The organism is Mesorhizobium sp. M7A.F.Ce.TU.012.03.2.1 (assembly GCF_004006095.1).
In the GTDB taxonomy this organism is placed as follows: domain Bacteria; phylum Pseudomonadota; class Alphaproteobacteria; order Rhizobiales; family Rhizobiaceae; genus Mesorhizobium.
Window position 1 is genome coordinate 3,430,309 of sequence record NZ_CP034779.1, and the last position, 15,121, is coordinate 3,445,429.

A 15,121-nucleotide genomic window follows, 5' to 3' on the forward strand; every position below is an offset into this window, starting at 1 on the left:
ACAGCGGCAGACCCGCCTGATCTAGGCGGCCGCCTGCGCTTTGCGCGCTTCCTTCATGTTTGGCAGGAACACGGTGAGCAATCCAAGAAACGGCAAATACGAGCAGATCTGGAAGACGAAATCGATGCCCTTCATATCGGCGACGATACCGAGCACGGCCGCCGCGATGCCGCCCATGCCGAAGGCGAAGCCGAAGAAGATGCCGGCGATCATGCCGACGCGGCCCGGCACGAGTTCCTGCGCAAAGACGACGATGTTCGAGAAGGCAGAGGACAGGATCAGGCCGATCAGCACCGTCAGCACCATCGTCCATTCCAGATTGGCGTAGGGCAAGGCGAGCGTGAAGGGCAGCACGCCGACGATGGAGAACCAGATCATCGCCTTCTGCCCGTAGCGGTCGCCGAATGGGCCGCCGAGCAGGATGCCCAGCGCCGAGGCTCCGAGGAACAGGAACAGCATGACTTGGCTCATCTGCACCGAAACGCCGAACTTATGCATGGAATAGAAGGTGTAGTAGCTGGCGAGGCTGGCGATGTAGGCATTCTTGCTCAGCACCAGCAGGGTCAGCACGATCAATGCGTTCATCACCTTGCGGCGCGGGAAGGGCGAAACGAAGCTCGCCGCCTTGCGGGTGCCCTGTGCGGCACGCAGCCGGCTGTACCAGCCGCCGACCTGCCACAAAACGATGATGCCGATCAGCGAGCCGATGGCGAACCAGGAAATGCTGGTCTGGCCGAACGGCACGACGATGAAGGCTGCCAGCAGCGGCCCCATGGACTGTCCGAAATTGCCGCCAACCTGGAACAGCGACTGCGCCAGGCCGAAGCGGCCGCCGGAGGCGAAGCGGGCGATGCGCGAGGATTCCGGATGGAAGATCGCCGAGCCGATGCCGATCAGCGAGGCGCCGATCAGGAGCAGCGAATAGTGCCCGGCATAGGCGAGCACAATCAGGCCGATCAGCGATGACGCCATGCCGTAGGGCAGCGAATAGGGCATCGGCCGCTTGTCGGTGATCATGCCGATCACAGGCTGCAGCAGCGACGCGGTCACCTGGAAGGTGAAGGTCAACAAGCCGATCTGCCAGAAATCGAGGCCATAATTCTCTTTCAGGAGCGGGTAAATGGCCGACAGCAGCGACTGCATGATGTCGTTGATGCAGTGGCAGAAGCTCACCGCCAGGATGACGGTGAAGGCCGTCGCCTGGGCTGAAGCGTGACTGGTGGTCGCCGGTGGGGCGACGCTGGCGGCTGTCGTATCGGTCAAGGTAGGCTCCGTGGTCTTTTTGGCGGGCAGGCCCGCAGGCAGTTGACGGACGCACCTGCGGCCGCCTTGTCGGACGCTCCTGTGGAGCGCTTGGGACCGGTGCCTTATAAGCTGCTTGCGGGATGACTTCTTTCGTGGTTTGGTCCAATAGTTTCGCAAGTGGGCCATATCGGATGCCGCACGGCAAAGAAGTCTTTCACGCTGGCAACGCCAATCTCGGGCAGTTGCACGAGAGCCGCTGGCAGTGGCTTGAGCAAGTGGCCGGGCCGGCGGTGGCATTGCCGACCGAATATCCCGATGGCTACCGTGTGCCGAAACACCGCCACAGCCGCAGCCAGCTCTTGCATGCGCTTGTCGGCGTGGTGCTGGTGACGACGCGCTACGGGCGCTGGATGGTGCCGCCCGACCACGCGATGTGGATTCCAGCCGGCACCGAGCATTCCGTCGAGATGCTGGGCGATGTCTCGATGCGTTCGGTCTATGTCATGCCACAGGCGATCCCCGGGCTGCCCGAAGGCTTGCGCGTCGTCGGCGTCACCGACCTGATGCACAGCCTGATCGTGGAATCGGAAAAGCTGCCGCAAGGCGGCGTTCTGGAAGGACGTGGTGGGCTGATCATGAACCTTTTGCTGCACGAAATCCCGACCTTGCCGGAACGGCCGCTCGGCCTGCCATTCCCGTCCGATCCAAGGCTGTCGGCGCTCTGCCGGCGCTTCGTCGCGGCACCGTCGCCGCATGCGACGATCGATGAATGGGCGGATGCCGCCGGCATGAGCCGCCGCTCCTTCACCCGCGCCTTCCAGCGCCAGACCGGCCTGTCGCTGTCGACATGGCGCCAGCAGGCCTGCCTGTTCGCGGCGCTGCCCAGGCTGGCGGACGGCGAGCCGATCACCAGGGTGGCGCTCGATCTCGGCTATGACAGCGTGCCGGCCTTCATCACCATGTTCAAGCGCATGCTGGGAACCTCGCCGCGCGGCTATATGCGCGGCGCACGAGAAAGCGTCGAGGTCGCTCGTCGCCTGGTCGGCCAGGTTCGGTTGGAAAGCCCTGCGCCGCAACGGCAGGTGCTGTTCTAGAGCATTTTACCGTTTCATGGAAACGGCGAGCTGCTCTAACTCTTTGTTTTGACGTAATTCTCTAGGGAAAGCGCTACGCGCTTTTCCCGGGAAAACCGCTTCACACTTTTCTTAGAATTGCTCTAGCTAGAATTGCTCTAGTCGAACAGGCTCGACACCGATTCCTCGGTCGCGGTGCGCGAAATGGCTTCGCCCATGAGGTCGGCGATCGAGATGACGCGGATGTTGGGCGCGTCGAGCACGCCCTGGGTGGGCTGGATGGAATCGGTGATCACCAGTTCCTGCAGCTTCGAGCCGCTGATGCGGGCAACCGCACCGCCCGACAGCACACCGTGGGTGATATAGGCGGTGACACTGGTGGCGCCGTTGGCCAGCAGTGCATCGGCGGCGTTGCACAGCGTGCCGCCGGAATCGACGATGTCGTCGATCAGCAGGCAATCCTTGCCGGCGACCGCGCCGATGATGTTCATGACTTCCGATTCGCCGGGCCGTTCGCGGCGCTTGTCGACGATGGCCAATTGCGCATCGAAGCGCTTGGCCAGCGCACGGGCGCGGACCACGCCGCCAATGTCGGGCGAGACAACCACGACGTTGCCGAGTTGCTTGTATTTGGCCTTCACGTCGCGGGCCATCACCGGCACGGAAAACAGATTGTCGGTCGGAATATCGAAGAAGCCCTGGATCTGGCCGGCATGCAGGTCAAGTGTCAGAACGCGGTCGACACCGGCGCGGGTGATCATGTTGGCGACCAGCTTGGCCGAGATCGGCGTGCGGCCGGAGGCGCGGCGGTCCTGCCTGGCGTAGCCGAAATAGGGGATGACCGCCGTGATGCGCTTGGCCGAGGAACGCATGAAGGCATCGATCATGATGAGCAATTCCATCAAATGATCGTTGGTCGGGAACGAGGTCGATTGCAGGATGAAGACATCCTCGCCGCGCACGTTTTCCTGGATTTCGACGAAGATTTCCTGGTCGGCGAAGCGCCTGACCGTGGCTTTGCCCAGCGGGACGTTGAGGTACCGGGCGACCGCTTCGGCCAGCACCCTGTTGGAATTGCCCGCGAAGAGTTTCATGCACGGTTCCTGGTGGAGGATGATGAGACCTGACGGACTCGCTTGCGCCCTTTAACCGGGCTTTTAGCGGCCCGCGCCGGTATTGCAAGCGCCGAGATCGGGAATCCGCCGGCTAAACTCAAGAAAGCTCCGCGCCATCGCCGGGCTGCAACAGGGAGCAGCGGACTTGCGCTGCTCCTTCTTCTCGTTGGGCATTGGATTTTCCCAAAACCGTCTCCACTTTTTGGGCCCGATGCCTCTAGCCCGCCTTGCCGCCGAGCCAGGCCGCGAATTGGTCGATGGTCTGGTCGGCGATCGTCTGCATGGTGGCCGGCGAGACCCCCTTCCAGCTGTCGCCGCCCGCGCTGGCGCCGGAATTGACCGACGGGGCCTTCTGCTGACCATTGATGCGGTGCAGCCGGTTGCCGGCGGGGTCATAGACATCCCAGACATAGATGACGGTGGTGTCGGCGCCTTCCGACATCGTCGAGAAATAGCCCTTCAGCACATGTGTCACGGTCTGGTCGGCGCTGCCGGCGAGCGTGATACCGCGCTGCCTGGCGCGGGTCTGCAACTCCGCCGTCAGAGGTGTCGCGGCTTCCACCGAAGCGCCGACGATCGGCGCGATCTGCAGGCGGGTCTTCGACAGGATGGCAGCGCTTTGGGCTGATGTGACCGGTGCGGCGGTGGTTGCGGGAGCGCCCGCCGTGCTGGTGGCGGGCAGCGTCTGGGTCGACGTCGCCGGCGGAGTGATCGCCGACGGTTCGAGCACGTCCTTTGCGTTGGTGCAGGCGGCAAGAGCCAATGCCACAAGCAATGACACGGTCGTCACATGCGATCGTCTCATTTGCCTTCTAACTCCTTGGCGAAGAACGCCTCCCATTGTGGATTCACTGTACGATCAAGTCGAGATCATGGCGGGACAGCGGCTTGGGCTGGGATTCGGTGGTCAGGTAGGTGCGGCCAAGCGTCATCGCCGTCTCGGTATCGGAGTCCATGATGATCATATGGGCGAACAGCGTCATGTTGGGCGCGATCGGTTCGGGATTGCCCTGGTAGAACATCGGCATGTCCATCCAGGACGGGGTGAAGCGGGCGCCGACCGAATAGCCGCAGGCGTTCAGCCGGTGCTTGGTCAGGCCGTGTGCCTCCATGGTGCGGGCATGCGCATCGAAGACGTCGCCGAAGCTGTTGCCCGGCGTCATCGCCTTTTCGACAGCCAGGAGTGCCGCGCGGGCGGCGTCGAACAATTCCTGATGGCGCTTCGACACCTTGCCGGTCAGCACCGTGCGCATCATCGGTGCGTGGTAGTGGTTGAAGACGCCGGCCCATTCGAGCGTCAGCTGGTCATTTTTGGTGAGCTTGCGGCGGCCGGCCTTGTAGCGGCACAGCAGCGCATCGACGCCGGAGCCGATGATGAATTCGTTGGCCGGATAGTCGCCGCCGCCGGCAAAGATCGCACCCTGCATGGCGGCCAGGATCAGGGCTTCGTCGCCGCCTTGCTTGATCAGCGGCAGCGCCGCGTCGAGCGCATCGTCGGAGAGATTGGCGGCCTTCTCGGCCTTGGCGATCTCGGCCGGGCTCTTGAACAGGCGCAGGCGGCCGACAATGCCGGACGCATCGGCGATCTGGCCGAAGGTCTGCAACTGTTCGTCGAGCCGTCGGCCATTGAACGCGGTCAGGCCATGGGTGTCGTATTCGACACCGATGCGGGCTCCGAGCAGGTCGAGTTCGTTGAGCAGATTACGCAGGTCTACCGCCGGATTGGCGCCATTACGGTCCGTCCACAAGACGATGTTGTCGATAATCGAGGTCTGACGCGCCTGGCGCAGGTCGGCCGAGCGGGTCAGCAGCACCATCGAACCGTCGGCCTTCACCACCAGGCACTGGAAGAAGCAGAAGCCGAACGTGTCGTAGCCGGTCAGCCAGTACATGCTTTCCTGCGCGAACAGCAGGATGGCATCAAGCTTCTTTTCGGCCATCTCGATGATCAGCCGGTCGCGCCGCGCGTCAAATTCAGATCGTTCAAAATGCAGCGCCATTATTCCCTCTCCAAGACGATTGCCGAAACCTGCCGGCCGTAATCGGGCTCCTTGCGATGCGTGGTGCGCCGGTAGGAGTAGAACAGGCCTTCCTCGGCGTAAGTGCAGCGGTCGAGGCCCTCAGCCGTCACGCCGGCCTCGGCCAGCCGGTCAACCGTGTAGCGGTTGAGGTCGAACATGGCATGGCCGGCATTGGCGGACGGCGCGAAATAGAGGATGTTTTCGGCGTCGGCATCGACAAAGCGGGCGACGAATTCCGGGCCGACCTCGTAGTTATCAGGGCCGATGGAGGGGCCCAGCACGGCGACGATGTTTTGACGCCGGGCACCGAGGCTTTCCATTGCCAGGATGGTGTTTTCGAGCACGCCGGTGAACGCGCCTTTCCAGCCGGCATGCGCGGCGCCGATGATGCGCGCCTCAGCATCCGCGAACAGCACGGGACCGCAATCGGCGGTCGAAGCGCCGATGGCGATGCCCGGCCGGTCGGTGACGATGGCGTCTGCCTTGGGCCGCTCGCCGGCAAAGGGCTCCCTGGCGATGATGACGTCGGGCGAATGGATTTGCCAGGCGGTCAACAGATGGTTCGCCGGCACGCCCATCCAGGCGGCGACGCGGCCGCGGTTCTCTGCGACCAGCGCCTGGTCGTCATTCGATCCGGTGCCGATGTTGAGGCCCTGGTAGATGCCGCCGGAGACACCGCCGATGCGGGTGAAATAGCCGTGGCGGATGCCTTGTGCCTGCGCCTTGTCCAGCAGCGGCGACCGAACGGGATCCGGTTTGGTCTGATTCAGCATGCGGGCGTTGTTGTCCGTGTGGGCGGTTTCGTCAAGAAGAAGGTGCTTGGTCGAGAACAGGCGCTGCAAAGCGCGGACGGGAGATTGGGAGGGGCGGCGGTAAAAAGTCAATCCGCCCCGGCGAAGGGCCGAACCGCCACGCCGCGAGGCAGTACCGCAAGCACCTTGAACAGCTCGCCCATGGCTTGCGGCCCTGCGAGGCGCTCGACGTCGCCGGCGATCCTTTCGCGCGCCGCCTGGCCGGCATCGGCGCCAAGCCGGCCGGCGCGCTCGAGGATGCCCATGCCGAGCAGGAAGTCGCCCTGTGTCGTCAGATGGGCTTCGAGGCCATGTGCACGCACGATCGCGGCCAGGGCGGCGAAATCGACATGGGAGGTGAGGTCGGCCTCACCGGGATTGGCCAGCACATCTTCGTGATCGTGGCTGCGCAAGGCCTGCAGCGTGTCCCCGACACCCGGCTGGAGATGGCCATAGTCGAGAAACAGGCCAGCGCCGCCATGCCTGGATATGCGCTCGGCGATCGTTGCCATGAGCGCGGTGCGGGCAGGCGCCACTTCGGCGATCGAACCTTGCGGCGCTTGGGTGGCATCGGCGGGCAGCAGCGTCGGGTCGACCGAGCCGGCGCCGGCGAAGAAGCAAAGGTCGTTGGTCTCGTCGAGGCCGACCACGCGCTCGCGCCAGCCGGCGCCGGCGCGGAGGAACTGGCGGATGGGCACGGCGTCGAACAGTTCGTTGCCGACGATGAACAGCGGTTGCTGCGGCAAGGTCTCGATGGTTTCATGCCAGCCAACCGCGAAGGGTGTGGCGCCAAGCGTCTGCTTTTGCACCTCGGTCAGGCGCGGGCTGGTCTCGATCATGGCGAAGGTGGCGCCGCTGGCCAGATCAGGATCGAGCCGCGACAGCGTACGCAGCATGTCCTTCATCAGCGTGCCGCGGCCGGGGCCGATCTCGGCGATGGTGGCCGGCAGCGGCCGGCCGCTCGCCTGCCACGCCTGGTACATCCACACGGCGACCAGTTCACCGAACATCTGGCTGATCTCCGGCGCGGTGATGAAGTCACCGGCCGCACCAAAAGGCTCGCGCGTCGTGTAGTAGCCGTCCGCCGGGTCGAACAGGCACATCGCCATGTATTCGTTGATCGGTATCGGCCCCAGGGCCTCGATCAGGTCGACGATGCGGGTCTTCAGCCGTGTCATGCCGGCTGCGGCTGCGTCACCGGCTTGGCGGTCAGCATCGCCCAGATGCCGGCCAGCACCATCGGCGTCGACAGGATCATGCCCATGGTCAGCCAGTTGGTGCCGAGGAGGTAGCCGAGCTGCTGGTCGGGCTCGCGGAAGAACTCGACAAAAATGCGCGACAGGCCGTAGCCGCAGATGAAGGCGCCGCCGACGAAGCGCGGCGTCTTCAGCTTGAGGCGCGAATGGGTGAGAATGCGCAGCACGAGGAACAGCACCACGCCTTCGAGAAGCGCCTCGTAGAGCTGGCTCGGGTGACGGGCAAACGGCCCGCCATTGGGGAATTCGAAAGCCCAGGGCACGTCGGTTGGGCGCCCCCACAACTCGGAGTTGATGAAGTTGGCGACGCGCACCAGGCCAAGGCCGACCGGCACGCCGGCCGCCACGACGTCAAACAGCGACCAGGTGCGGATGCCGCGCTTGATGGAAAACAGCGTCATGGCGAGGATGACGCCAAGCAGGCCGCCATGGAACGACATACCGCCTTGCCAGACCGCCAAGATATCGAGCGGGTGGGCGATGTAGCGTGGCAGATCATAGAACAGCACATAGCCGGTGCGGCCGCCGAGCACGACGCCGATGGCCGCCCAGACGATGAAGTCGTCGAGATCCTCCGGCTTCATCGGCAGGACGCCGTTCGGCCACAGCCTGGCATTGGCGGCGAGCCGCTTGGCGTACCACCAGGCAAACAGGATGCCGACGATATAGCCGACGCCATACCAGTGCACCGCCAGCGGCCCGATCTGGATGAGGATCGGGTTGATGTTGGGGAAGGGCAAGGAGGCCAGCGGCAGCAGGAAATATTCGTTCAACGGGGAACTCTCATTTCGAAACGCGTTTGCGCGCGGACCATGCGGCAGGGTTTTGGCAGGGTCAAGGCAAGGTGGGCGCCCTCGACTTGATGCCGCAGCGCGGCGCAACATGCTTGCATTCGACGCGCAGCGCCACTACGTCAATTTGTGCAAGCGCGAGGATTTGCCATGTCGACCGGACCGAACCGCATTCTCGATGAATTCGCCAAGCTGATGACCGACGCCGCCGGCGCCGCCCAGGGCGTGCGCCGGGAGGTGGAGACGGCCTTCAAGGGGCAGGCCGAACGCATTCTCAACACCATGGACGTGGTGCAGCGCGAAGAGTTCGAAGCCGCGCGCGAGATGGCCGCCAAGGCGCGGGAAGAAAACACTCGCCTTGCCGCCCGCATCGAGGCGCTCGAGGCGAAGCTTGCCGAACTGGCCGGCGACGCCACACCAGCGACGGCGGCCAAGCCGCGCACAAAAAAATAATCGTTAAACTTTTCCACATAGCCCGATCCTGAAAAGCGCTTTGCCGTGAATCGCTTAACGGCATTGCATGAATCTTTGTGACAGCGGCTTTCCACATGCAAATGACGCAGTGCGAAAAATTGGGCTGTTCACGCGACTCCCGATCAATAGACTGAATTTGTTGCATGATTCGGAGCAGGGTCATGCGACCGGGCGGTGGGGTCCGGTCTGGGGTCTTTGCGTCGAGAAGGTAGTCTTTTGCGCGAAGAAAGTCCTGGCCGTCCGAGTTCTAGACAAGATTGTTCGTTGTGTGTGCCCTCCCGCGGAGCGTGTGGCGGCGCTCGTACAGAACGACAGGAAGCATTCCATGGAACTTCTCGAACTCGAATTCTCCCGCGAAATCCATCCGGTGGATGTTATCGAGCAGGTGGCCCACAACAACGACTGGTCCTTTGAGCGGGCCGGCGACGACGAGATTTCGATCTCGGTTGCCGGAAGCTGGACCGACTATCACGTCTCCTTCTCGTGGATGGAGGATTTCGAGGCGCTGCACCTTGCCTGCGCCTTCGACATCAAGGTGCCGGAGACCCGCGCGCTGGAAGTGATGCGGCTCTTGTCGCTGATCAACGAGCAGATGCTGTTTGGCCATTTCGACCTCTGGGAGCAGGAGGGCGCGATCATGTTCCGCCAGTCGCTGCTGCTGGCCGGCGGGGTCGAGCCGTCGAGCCAGCAGGTCGAAGTGTTGCTGTCGTCGGCGCTGGAAGCCTGCGAATGCTATTTCCAGGCGTTCCAGTTCGTTGTCTGGTCGGGAACCTCGGCCAAGGACGCCCTGGCCGGCGTGCTGTTCGAGACCTACGGCAACGCCTGAGTCCCCGCAAGGCAGACAAGAACCAAGATGAGTTCGAACAGCGAGCGCAAGCCCGAGATCAGTTTTGCCGATTTCGATCGTGTCGACATCCGCGCCGGCACGATCGTCGAGGCCGAGCCGTTTCCCGAGGCGCGCAAGCCCGCATTCAAGCTGAAGATCGATTTCGGCGCCGGCATCGGCATCAAGAAATCGTCGGCGCAGATCACCAAATATTATACACCGGAGACGCTGATCGGCCGGCAGGTGTTCGCGGTGGTCAATTTCCCGCCGCGCCAGATCGGTCCATTCATGTCGGAAGTGCTGACGCTCGGCTTTCCCGACGAAGAGGGCGCGGTGGTGCTCGGCGCGATCGAGCGCAAGGTGCCGGATGGCGGCAGGTTGTTTTAGGCCGCCAGCTTGCGCGTCGTTCCCAGCGCTTCCTCGACCGTGTCGAGGAACATCTCTGCACAAGCCTTCCAGCTGTAGCGCATGGCGCGTTCGCGTGCTTCGGCACGGTCTACATTGAGCGCGGCAAGCGAGGCCTCGCGCAGATCGTTGGAGACCGCGCCGCCAAAGCCGTCGCCGACAATGTCGATCGGCCCGGTCACCGGATAGGCGGCAACCGGCGTGCCGCTGGCCAATGCCTCGATGATGACGTTGCCGAACGTGTCGGTGCGGCTCGGGAAGACGAAGACATCGGCCGAGGCATAGATCTCGGCCAGTTCGTCGTTGGGGCGATGGCCGAGGAAATGCGCTTGCGGATATTTTGCCTTCAGCCTGGCAAGCTCGGGGCCTTCGCCGACGATCACCTTGCTGCCCGGCAGGTCGAGGTCGAGGAAGGCGGAGAGGTTCTTTTCGATGGCGACGCGGCCGACGCAGAGGAAGACCGGGCCCGGGAAGCCGAGATCCTTCTTCTTGTCGGGCCGGAAATGATCGGTATCGACGCCGCGCGTCCACGGCCGCAGCTTGGTGAAGCCGCGCGCCGAGAGGTCGTCTGCGAGCGACTGGGTGGCGACCAGCGTGCCTTGGCCGGAATTGTGGAAATCGCGCAGCCAGCGATAGGCCCAGCTTTCCGGCACCGGCAGCCGTGCGCTGAGATATTCGGGGAAGCGCGTGTGATAGCTGGTGGTGAACGGCCGGCCGGCATTGCGGCAATAGCGCCGCGCCATGATGCCGAGCGGCCCTTCGGTGACGATGTGGATGTGGTCGGCCTTGCCTGCGTCGATCAGGCGCGCGACATGGCCGGGCGTGGTCAGCGCCAGCCTGATGTCGGGATAGGTCGGCAAGGGCAGGGTGCGAAAGATGTTCGGCGTCAGGAAATCCACGGCGACATCGAAAGATTTCAGCGTCTCGGTGAGTCGCTCCAGCGTGTGGACAACGCCGTTAACCTGCGGCCGCCAGGCATCGGTGACCATCAATATGCGCATGGCGGCCCTTTGCAGGAAAGGTCGACGGTTGCCTTGAGACGATGCCGGAACGGCGACCAGACCGCTGCTCTCGCTTCGCTCCAGCGCACCCGGACGGGCACGGGGTCGAAGTGAGGCGGCAAGGTCGAATCAATTGAGGTCGCGCGCTTCATGCGCGTTCTTGATCATGGTTTCATGACGGGCGGATGAAGCCTGTTTCCACTTTCGGTATCGTGCCGGTTATGCGGGAACCTTGATGATAGCGCGCAGTCCGCCGAGCGGGCTGTCTTCAAGGGTGATGTCGCCGCCATGGGAACGGGCGATGTCGCGGGCGATCGACAGGCCGAGCCCGGTGCCGCTGGCATCGAGGTTGCGGGCTTCGTCGAGCCGCACGAAGGGTTTGAAGACGTCTTCGCGCCGGTCGGCGGGAATGCCCGGACCATCGTCGTCGATGGTGACCAGCAGCGAGCCGCGGCCATGGGTGGCGTTGACTTCCACCGTCTTGGCATAGCGGAAGGCGTTGCCGATGACGTTGGACATCAATCGGGCAAAGGCGTTCGGCCGCACATGCACATCGGGGTCTCCGGCAAGCGTCGTCGACAGCTTGCGCTTGCGCAGCCTGGCTTCCTCGCCGAGCTTTTCGAAATAGGCCTCGAGATCGAACCGTCCGGCGTCTTCCGAAGCCTCGCCACGGGCAAAGGCGAGATAGCCTTCGAGCATCGACTGCATGTCGTCGATGTCCTGGTCGAGCGCGGCCTTGGTCTCGGCCTTGCCGCCGGAAAGCGCCAACTGCAGCTTGAAGCGGGTGAGGATGGTTCGCAGGTCATGACTGACGCCGGTCAGCATGGCGGTGCGCTGCTCGATCTGGCGCTCGATGCGTTCGCGCATCTGCATGAAGGCAAAGCCGGCGCGGCGAACCTCCTCGGCGCCGCGCGGCCGGAAGTCACGCGGCATCGGCCGGCCCTTGCCGAAACTTTCGGCGGCTTCGGCAAGCATCAGGATCGGCCGGATCTGGTTGCGCAGGAAGGGAATGGCGATCATCAGGAGCACCAGCGAGGTGCCGACCATCCAGATAAGGAAGATGTGGGTGTTGGAGGCATAGGCCTGGCTGCGGCGCACGAAGACGCGCAGCACCTTGCCCTCGAGCTGCACGCGCACCTCGACGATGTTGGAGTTGCCGACCGTGTCGATCCAGAACGGGCGGTTAATCTGGCGGGTGATCTCCGACGAGAGAACATCATCCAAAATCGAGAAAAACGGTTTTGGGCCAGGCGCGGGCAGCGGGTCGGGCGGCAAGAGGTCGACCTTCAACTGCATGCGGTCCTGGGCGATGCGTATGATGTTGGTGTAGTCGGCATCGCGCGGATAGGTTTCGATCAGGTCGATGATGGCGGCGATGTCGCGCACGGTGGCCTGCGACAGGCGCTGCGTCACGGTTGCCCAATGACGTTCCATGAAGACGAAGGCGACGACCGATTGCAGCAGGATCATCGGCGCGATGACGATGATCAGCGAGCGGGCATAGAGCCGCTTGGGCATATACAGCGAGACGAGGCGCCAGAAGCGGTTCCAGGCGCGCGGCACCGCCTTCAGCGTCCGCGCGGCGCGTACGCTCAAGCCGCCATTGCCCGGCTGTTCCAGTTCCGTGGTTGCCATTCGCTCATTTCGCTTGCCCGCAGCCGCTCAGCAGGCCGCAGGCGGCATTCTATTCCACGCTGAGCCGATACCCAATACCGCGCACGGTCTGCAGCCAGACCGGGTTGGACGGATCGCGCTCGATCTTGCGGCGCAGCCGGTTGATCTGGACGTCGATGGTGCGCTCGCCGACCTCCGAATCGTCACCGACAAGCTCGTGGCGGGGTATCGTCTCGCCGGCCCTTGCCGCGAAGATCGCCAGGATCTCCTGCTCGCGGTCGGTCAGCTTCAGCGCCTCGCCGCCACGCTTCAACTCGCGCCGGGCGATCTGGAAGGTGTAGGGGCCGAAGACCAACTGCTCGACCTTGGGCGTGGTCGCCGGGCCACCACGGCGAAGGATGTTGTTGATGCGCAGGATCAGCTCGCGCGGATCGAACGGCTTCGGCAGGTAGTCGTCGGCGCCGGCCTCAAGCCCTGAGATGCGGCTGTCGGTCTCCGACAGGGCCGTCAGCATCAGGATCGGTACGTTCTTTTCGGCTCGCAGCGACTTGGTCAGGTCGACGCCCGTTTCACCGGGCATCATGACGTCCAGCACCAGAAGGTCGAAGTCGAGGCCGGCAAGCTTGCGCCTGGCTTCGCCGGCAWTGCCGGCGACGGTGACGCGAAAGCCGTTTTCGGTCAGATACTGCTTGAGAAGATTGCGGATGCGGGTGTCGTCGTCGACGACAAGCAGATGCGGCGCGTCGTCGTCCGGCGCGGCCGCGTGATCGACCCGTTCAGTGCTCTCCATGGCTTTTCCCTGACATTTTTGCGGACCCAACGTCGATCTGCGCCCTCAGTTCCGGATTGACCATCGCTTCGAGGAACCGTTCCACCAAGGTCCGTTCGGTTACTCCGGAATCCCCCAATGCAGCATGGATGCGGCGCGACTGTGGCCGCGCCAGCGCCAGCGCCAGCGCACGGCCCTTGGCGGTCGGATAAAGTTCGCGCTGTCGGCGGTCGCGCGGACCTTGCAACTGCACGACATGGTCGGTGTCGATCAACTGCTTGAGCACACGGGCCAGGCTCTGTTTGGTGATCTTCAGCACGTCGAGCAGTTCGGCTACCGTCAGGCCCGGCCTGCGGTTGACGAAATGCAGCACCCGGTGGTGGGCCCGGCCAAAGCCGTAGTCGGCCAGGATCTGGTCCGGATCGGAGGTGAAGTCACGATAGGCAAAGAAGAGCAGCTCGATGATGGCGAAGTCGATGCCGTCCTCGACCGACATCGCGGTCCTGATCGGTTTTCCTGCGGCTGGGCTTCGATCCGTCATTATTTCTCCGTGGGAAAGAGAGATTATGTCAGTACTATTGACGTAATTTCCCTGCAATGGTAATTTTTGACAAGCTTTTGGGCGGATTGCGAACGAAAAGGCAAGGGAAGCCGGTTTTTCCGGAATTTCCTAAGTTTGCCAGAGCGCAATTATCCGCCTACGCTCCACCATAAAAGCCGCTTTGGGCGGCCGACACGAAACACACAACGATACAAGTATCCGGGCTGCCGCCCGTGGGAGGTTACCATGGCATCCGTTCCCTTCGATCAACTCGATGGCTCCATCTGGATGAACGGCGAATTCGTCCAATGGGGTGACGCCAAGATCCATGTGCTGACGCACGGGCTGCATTACGCCAGCGCCGTTTTCGAGGGAGAACGCGCCTATGGCGGCGAGATCTTCAAGCTCAACGAACACACCGAGCGCCTGCATGAATCGGCACGCCTGCTCGGTTTCAATATCCCCTATACGGTGGCCGAGCTCAACGACGCCTCATCCACGCTTCTCAAGAAGCAGGGTTTCCAGGACGCCTATGTCCGGCCGATTGCCTGGCGCGGCAGTGAGCAGATGGGCGTCTCGGCGCAGAACAACCGCATCAACTGTGCCATCGCCATCTGGCAATGGCCGAGCTATTTCGATCCTGCGCAGAAGCTGAAAGGCATCCGTCTCGATGTGGCGGAATGGCGCCGGCCCGACCCGCGCACCGCGCCTTCCAGGTCGAAGGCCGCCGGCCTCTACATGATCTGCACCATGTCCAAGCACGCCGCCGAGGCCAAGGGCTATGCCGACGCCATGATGCTCGACTGGCGTGGCCAGGTCGCCGAAGCGACCGGAGCCAACATCTTCTTCGTCAAGGAGGGCAAGATCCACACACCCAAGCCTGACTGCTTCCTCGACGGTATCACCCGCCGCACGGTCATTGGGCTGGCCAAGGATCGCGGCCTGGAGGTGATTGAACGCGCCATCCTGCCGGAAGAGCTGGAAAGCTTCGAGCAGTGCTTCCTGACCGGGACGGCGGCGGAAGTGACGCCGGTTTCCGAGATCGGGCCTTACCGATTCGAGGTCGGCGAAATAGCCAAGAATCTTATGAATGACTATTCTGCGGCCGTTCAGCCCAAGCACGCGATCGCCGCAGAATAACGAAAGTCACAGCTTTTTTAGGAAGTAGGGGCGGTTTTCGGGCCGCCCCTTTTATTTCA

17 protein-coding genes are annotated in these 15,121 nt (G+C 63.2%); 5 read left to right on the forward strand and 12 right to left on the reverse strand.

Annotation, left to right across the window (positions count from 1 at the left end):
- Positions 1–21: 21 nt before the first annotated feature.
- Positions 22–1,263: an MFS transporter gene (locus EJ079_RS16550; protein ID WP_164873804.1), complete on the reverse strand. Its 1,242-nt coding sequence runs from the start codon at positions 1,261–1,263 to the stop codon at positions 22–24.
- A gap of 173 nt (positions 1,264–1,436) precedes the next feature.
- Here EJ079_RS16550 and EJ079_RS16555 point away from each other — a divergent pair, with 173 nt between their 5' ends.
- Positions 1,437–2,339 carry a helix-turn-helix transcriptional regulator gene (locus EJ079_RS16555; protein WP_127809534.1) on the forward strand — a complete coding sequence of 301 codons (903 nt, stop codon included), beginning with the start codon at positions 1,437–1,439 and terminating at the stop codon, positions 2,337–2,339.
- A gap of 137 nt (positions 2,340–2,476) precedes the next feature.
- Here the strand turns inward: EJ079_RS16555 and EJ079_RS16560 are convergent, their stop codons facing one another.
- The 7 genes from EJ079_RS16560 to lgt all read right to left on the reverse strand — a co-directional run bounded on the left by EJ079_RS16560 (position 2,477) and on the right by lgt (position 8,274).
- The gene (locus tag EJ079_RS16560) at positions 2,477–3,412 is read right to left on the reverse strand and encodes a ribose-phosphate pyrophosphokinase (RefSeq protein WP_013530002.1); all 936 of its coding nucleotides are present in this window, start codon (positions 3,410–3,412) and stop codon (positions 2,477–2,479) included.
- A gap of 63 nt (positions 3,413–3,475) precedes the next feature.
- The gene (locus EJ079_RS34205) at positions 3,476–3,607 is read right to left on the reverse strand and encodes a hypothetical protein (protein ID WP_256747485.1); all 132 of its coding nucleotides are present in this window, start codon (positions 3,605–3,607) and stop codon (positions 3,476–3,478) included.
- 43 nt (positions 3,608–3,650) lie between these two features.
- Positions 3,651–4,238 (reverse strand): hypothetical protein, encoded by a 588-nt coding sequence (locus tag EJ079_RS16565; RefSeq protein ID WP_127321245.1) that lies wholly within the window; start codon positions 4,236–4,238, stop codon positions 3,651–3,653.
- 43 nt (positions 4,239–4,281) lie between these two features.
- On the reverse strand, positions 4,282–5,433 hold the full coding sequence (locus EJ079_RS16570; protein ID WP_127270541.1) for a Xaa-Pro peptidase family protein: 1,152 nt from the start codon (positions 5,431–5,433) through the stop codon (positions 4,282–4,284).
- Positions 5,433–6,227, reverse strand: coding sequence for a peptidoglycan editing factor PgeF (gene pgeF / locus EJ079_RS16575; RefSeq protein ID WP_127380566.1), 795 nt, complete (start codon positions 6,225–6,227; stop codon positions 5,433–5,435). Before pgeF ends, EJ079_RS16570 begins: the two co-directional genes overlap by 1 nt.
- A 107-nt stretch (positions 6,228–6,334) precedes the next feature.
- Positions 6,335–7,423, reverse strand: a complete 1,089-nt coding sequence (locus tag EJ079_RS16580; RefSeq protein ID WP_127809535.1) for a class I SAM-dependent methyltransferase — start codon at positions 7,421–7,423, stop codon at positions 6,335–6,337.
- Positions 7,420–8,274, reverse strand: a complete 855-nt coding sequence (gene lgt, locus EJ079_RS16585) for a prolipoprotein diacylglyceryl transferase (protein ID WP_127396991.1) — start codon at positions 8,272–8,274, stop codon at positions 7,420–7,422. The genes EJ079_RS16580 and lgt overlap by 4 nt, the downstream gene beginning before the upstream one ends.
- A gap of 168 nt (positions 8,275–8,442) precedes the next feature.
- Here lgt and EJ079_RS16590 point away from each other — a divergent pair, with 168 nt between their 5' ends.
- The 3 genes from EJ079_RS16590 to EJ079_RS16600 all read left to right on the forward strand — a co-directional run bounded on the left by EJ079_RS16590 (position 8,443) and on the right by EJ079_RS16600 (position 9,979).
- The gene (locus EJ079_RS16590; protein WP_013530008.1) at positions 8,443–8,745 is read left to right on the forward strand and encodes an accessory factor UbiK family protein; all 303 of its coding nucleotides are present in this window, start codon (positions 8,443–8,445) and stop codon (positions 8,743–8,745) included.
- Positions 8,746–9,091: 346 nt separating this feature from the next.
- Positions 9,092–9,592: a YbjN domain-containing protein gene (locus EJ079_RS16595; protein ID WP_013893499.1), complete on the forward strand. Its 501-nt coding sequence runs from the start codon at positions 9,092–9,094 to the stop codon at positions 9,590–9,592.
- Positions 9,593–9,619: 27 nt separating this feature from the next.
- Positions 9,620–9,979, forward strand: a complete 360-nt coding sequence (locus tag EJ079_RS16600; protein WP_127261686.1) for a tRNA-binding protein — start codon at positions 9,620–9,622, stop codon at positions 9,977–9,979.
- Here the strand turns inward: EJ079_RS16600 and EJ079_RS16605 are convergent.
- The 4 genes from EJ079_RS16605 to EJ079_RS16620 all read right to left on the reverse strand — a co-directional run bounded on the left by EJ079_RS16605 (position 9,976) and on the right by EJ079_RS16620 (position 13,922).
- Positions 9,976–10,998: a glycosyltransferase family 1 protein gene (locus EJ079_RS16605; protein WP_127326801.1), complete on the reverse strand. Its 1,023-nt coding sequence runs from the start codon at positions 10,996–10,998 to the stop codon at positions 9,976–9,978. The two genes, EJ079_RS16600 and EJ079_RS16605, sit on opposite strands and share 4 nt — an antisense overlap.
- Before the next feature lie 219 nt (positions 10,999–11,217).
- A complete protein-coding gene (locus EJ079_RS16610) occupies positions 11,218–12,633 on the reverse strand; it encodes an ATP-binding protein (protein WP_127268417.1) in 1,416 nt (471 codons plus the stop codon).
- Between the two features lie 49 nt (positions 12,634–12,682).
- A complete protein-coding gene (locus tag EJ079_RS16615; RefSeq protein ID WP_127809536.1) occupies positions 12,683–13,402 on the reverse strand; it encodes a response regulator transcription factor in 720 nt (239 codons plus the stop codon).
- Positions 13,389–13,922, reverse strand: coding sequence for a MarR family transcriptional regulator (locus tag EJ079_RS16620; protein WP_027039379.1), 534 nt, complete (start codon positions 13,920–13,922; stop codon positions 13,389–13,391). The genes EJ079_RS16615 and EJ079_RS16620 overlap by 14 nt, the downstream gene beginning before the upstream one ends.
- A gap of 246 nt (positions 13,923–14,168) precedes the next feature.
- Here EJ079_RS16620 and EJ079_RS16625 point away from each other — a divergent pair, with 246 nt between their 5' ends.
- Positions 14,169–15,062, forward strand: coding sequence for a branched-chain amino acid aminotransferase (locus tag EJ079_RS16625; protein ID WP_127268418.1), 894 nt, complete (start codon positions 14,169–14,171; stop codon positions 15,060–15,062).
- The last annotated feature ends 59 nt before the right edge of the window (positions 15,063–15,121 follow it).

Excerpts from the sequence above, each read along its gene's own strand:
- EJ079_RS16555 (WP_127809534.1), top strand. The coding sequence starts at position 1,437 with ATGCCGCACGGCAAAGAAGTCTTTCACGCTGGCAACGCCAATCTCGGG.
- EJ079_RS16560 (WP_013530002.1), bottom strand. The coding sequence starts at position 3,412 with ATGAAACTCTTCGCGGGCAATTCCAACAGGGTGCTGGCCGAAGCGGTC.
- EJ079_RS34205 (WP_256747485.1), bottom strand. The coding sequence starts at position 3,607 with ATGCCCAACGAGAAGAAGGAGCAGCGCAAGTCCGCTGCTCCCTGTTGC.
- EJ079_RS16565 (WP_127321245.1), bottom strand. The coding sequence starts at position 4,238 with ATGAGACGATCGCATGTGACGACCGTGTCATTGCTTGTGGCATTGGCT.
- EJ079_RS16570 (WP_127270541.1), bottom strand. The coding sequence starts at position 5,433 with ATGGCGCTGCATTTTGAACGATCTGAATTTGACGCGCGGCGCGACCGG.
- pgeF (WP_127380566.1), bottom strand. The coding sequence starts at position 6,227 with ATGCTGAATCAGACCAAACCGGATCCCGTTCGGTCGCCGCTGCTGGAC.
- EJ079_RS16580 (WP_127809535.1), bottom strand. The coding sequence starts at position 7,423 with ATGACACGGCTGAAGACCCGCATCGTCGACCTGATCGAGGCCCTGGGG.
- EJ079_RS16590 (WP_013530008.1), top strand. The coding sequence starts at position 8,443 with ATGTCGACCGGACCGAACCGCATTCTCGATGAATTCGCCAAGCTGATG.
- EJ079_RS16595 (WP_013893499.1), top strand. The coding sequence starts at position 9,092 with ATGGAACTTCTCGAACTCGAATTCTCCCGCGAAATCCATCCGGTGGAT.
- EJ079_RS16600 (WP_127261686.1), top strand. The coding sequence starts at position 9,620 with ATGAGTTCGAACAGCGAGCGCAAGCCCGAGATCAGTTTTGCCGATTTC.
- EJ079_RS16605 (WP_127326801.1), bottom strand. The coding sequence starts at position 10,998 with ATGCGCATATTGATGGTCACCGATGCCTGGCGGCCGCAGGTTAACGGC.
- EJ079_RS16610 (WP_127268417.1), bottom strand. The coding sequence starts at position 12,633 with ATGGCAACCACGGAACTGGAACAGCCGGGCAATGGCGGCTTGAGCGTA.
- EJ079_RS16620 (WP_027039379.1), bottom strand. The coding sequence starts at position 13,922 with ATGACGGATCGAAGCCCAGCCGCAGGAAAACCGATCAGGACCGCGATG.
- EJ079_RS16625 (WP_127268418.1), top strand. The coding sequence starts at position 14,169 with ATGGCATCCGTTCCCTTCGATCAACTCGATGGCTCCATCTGGATGAAC.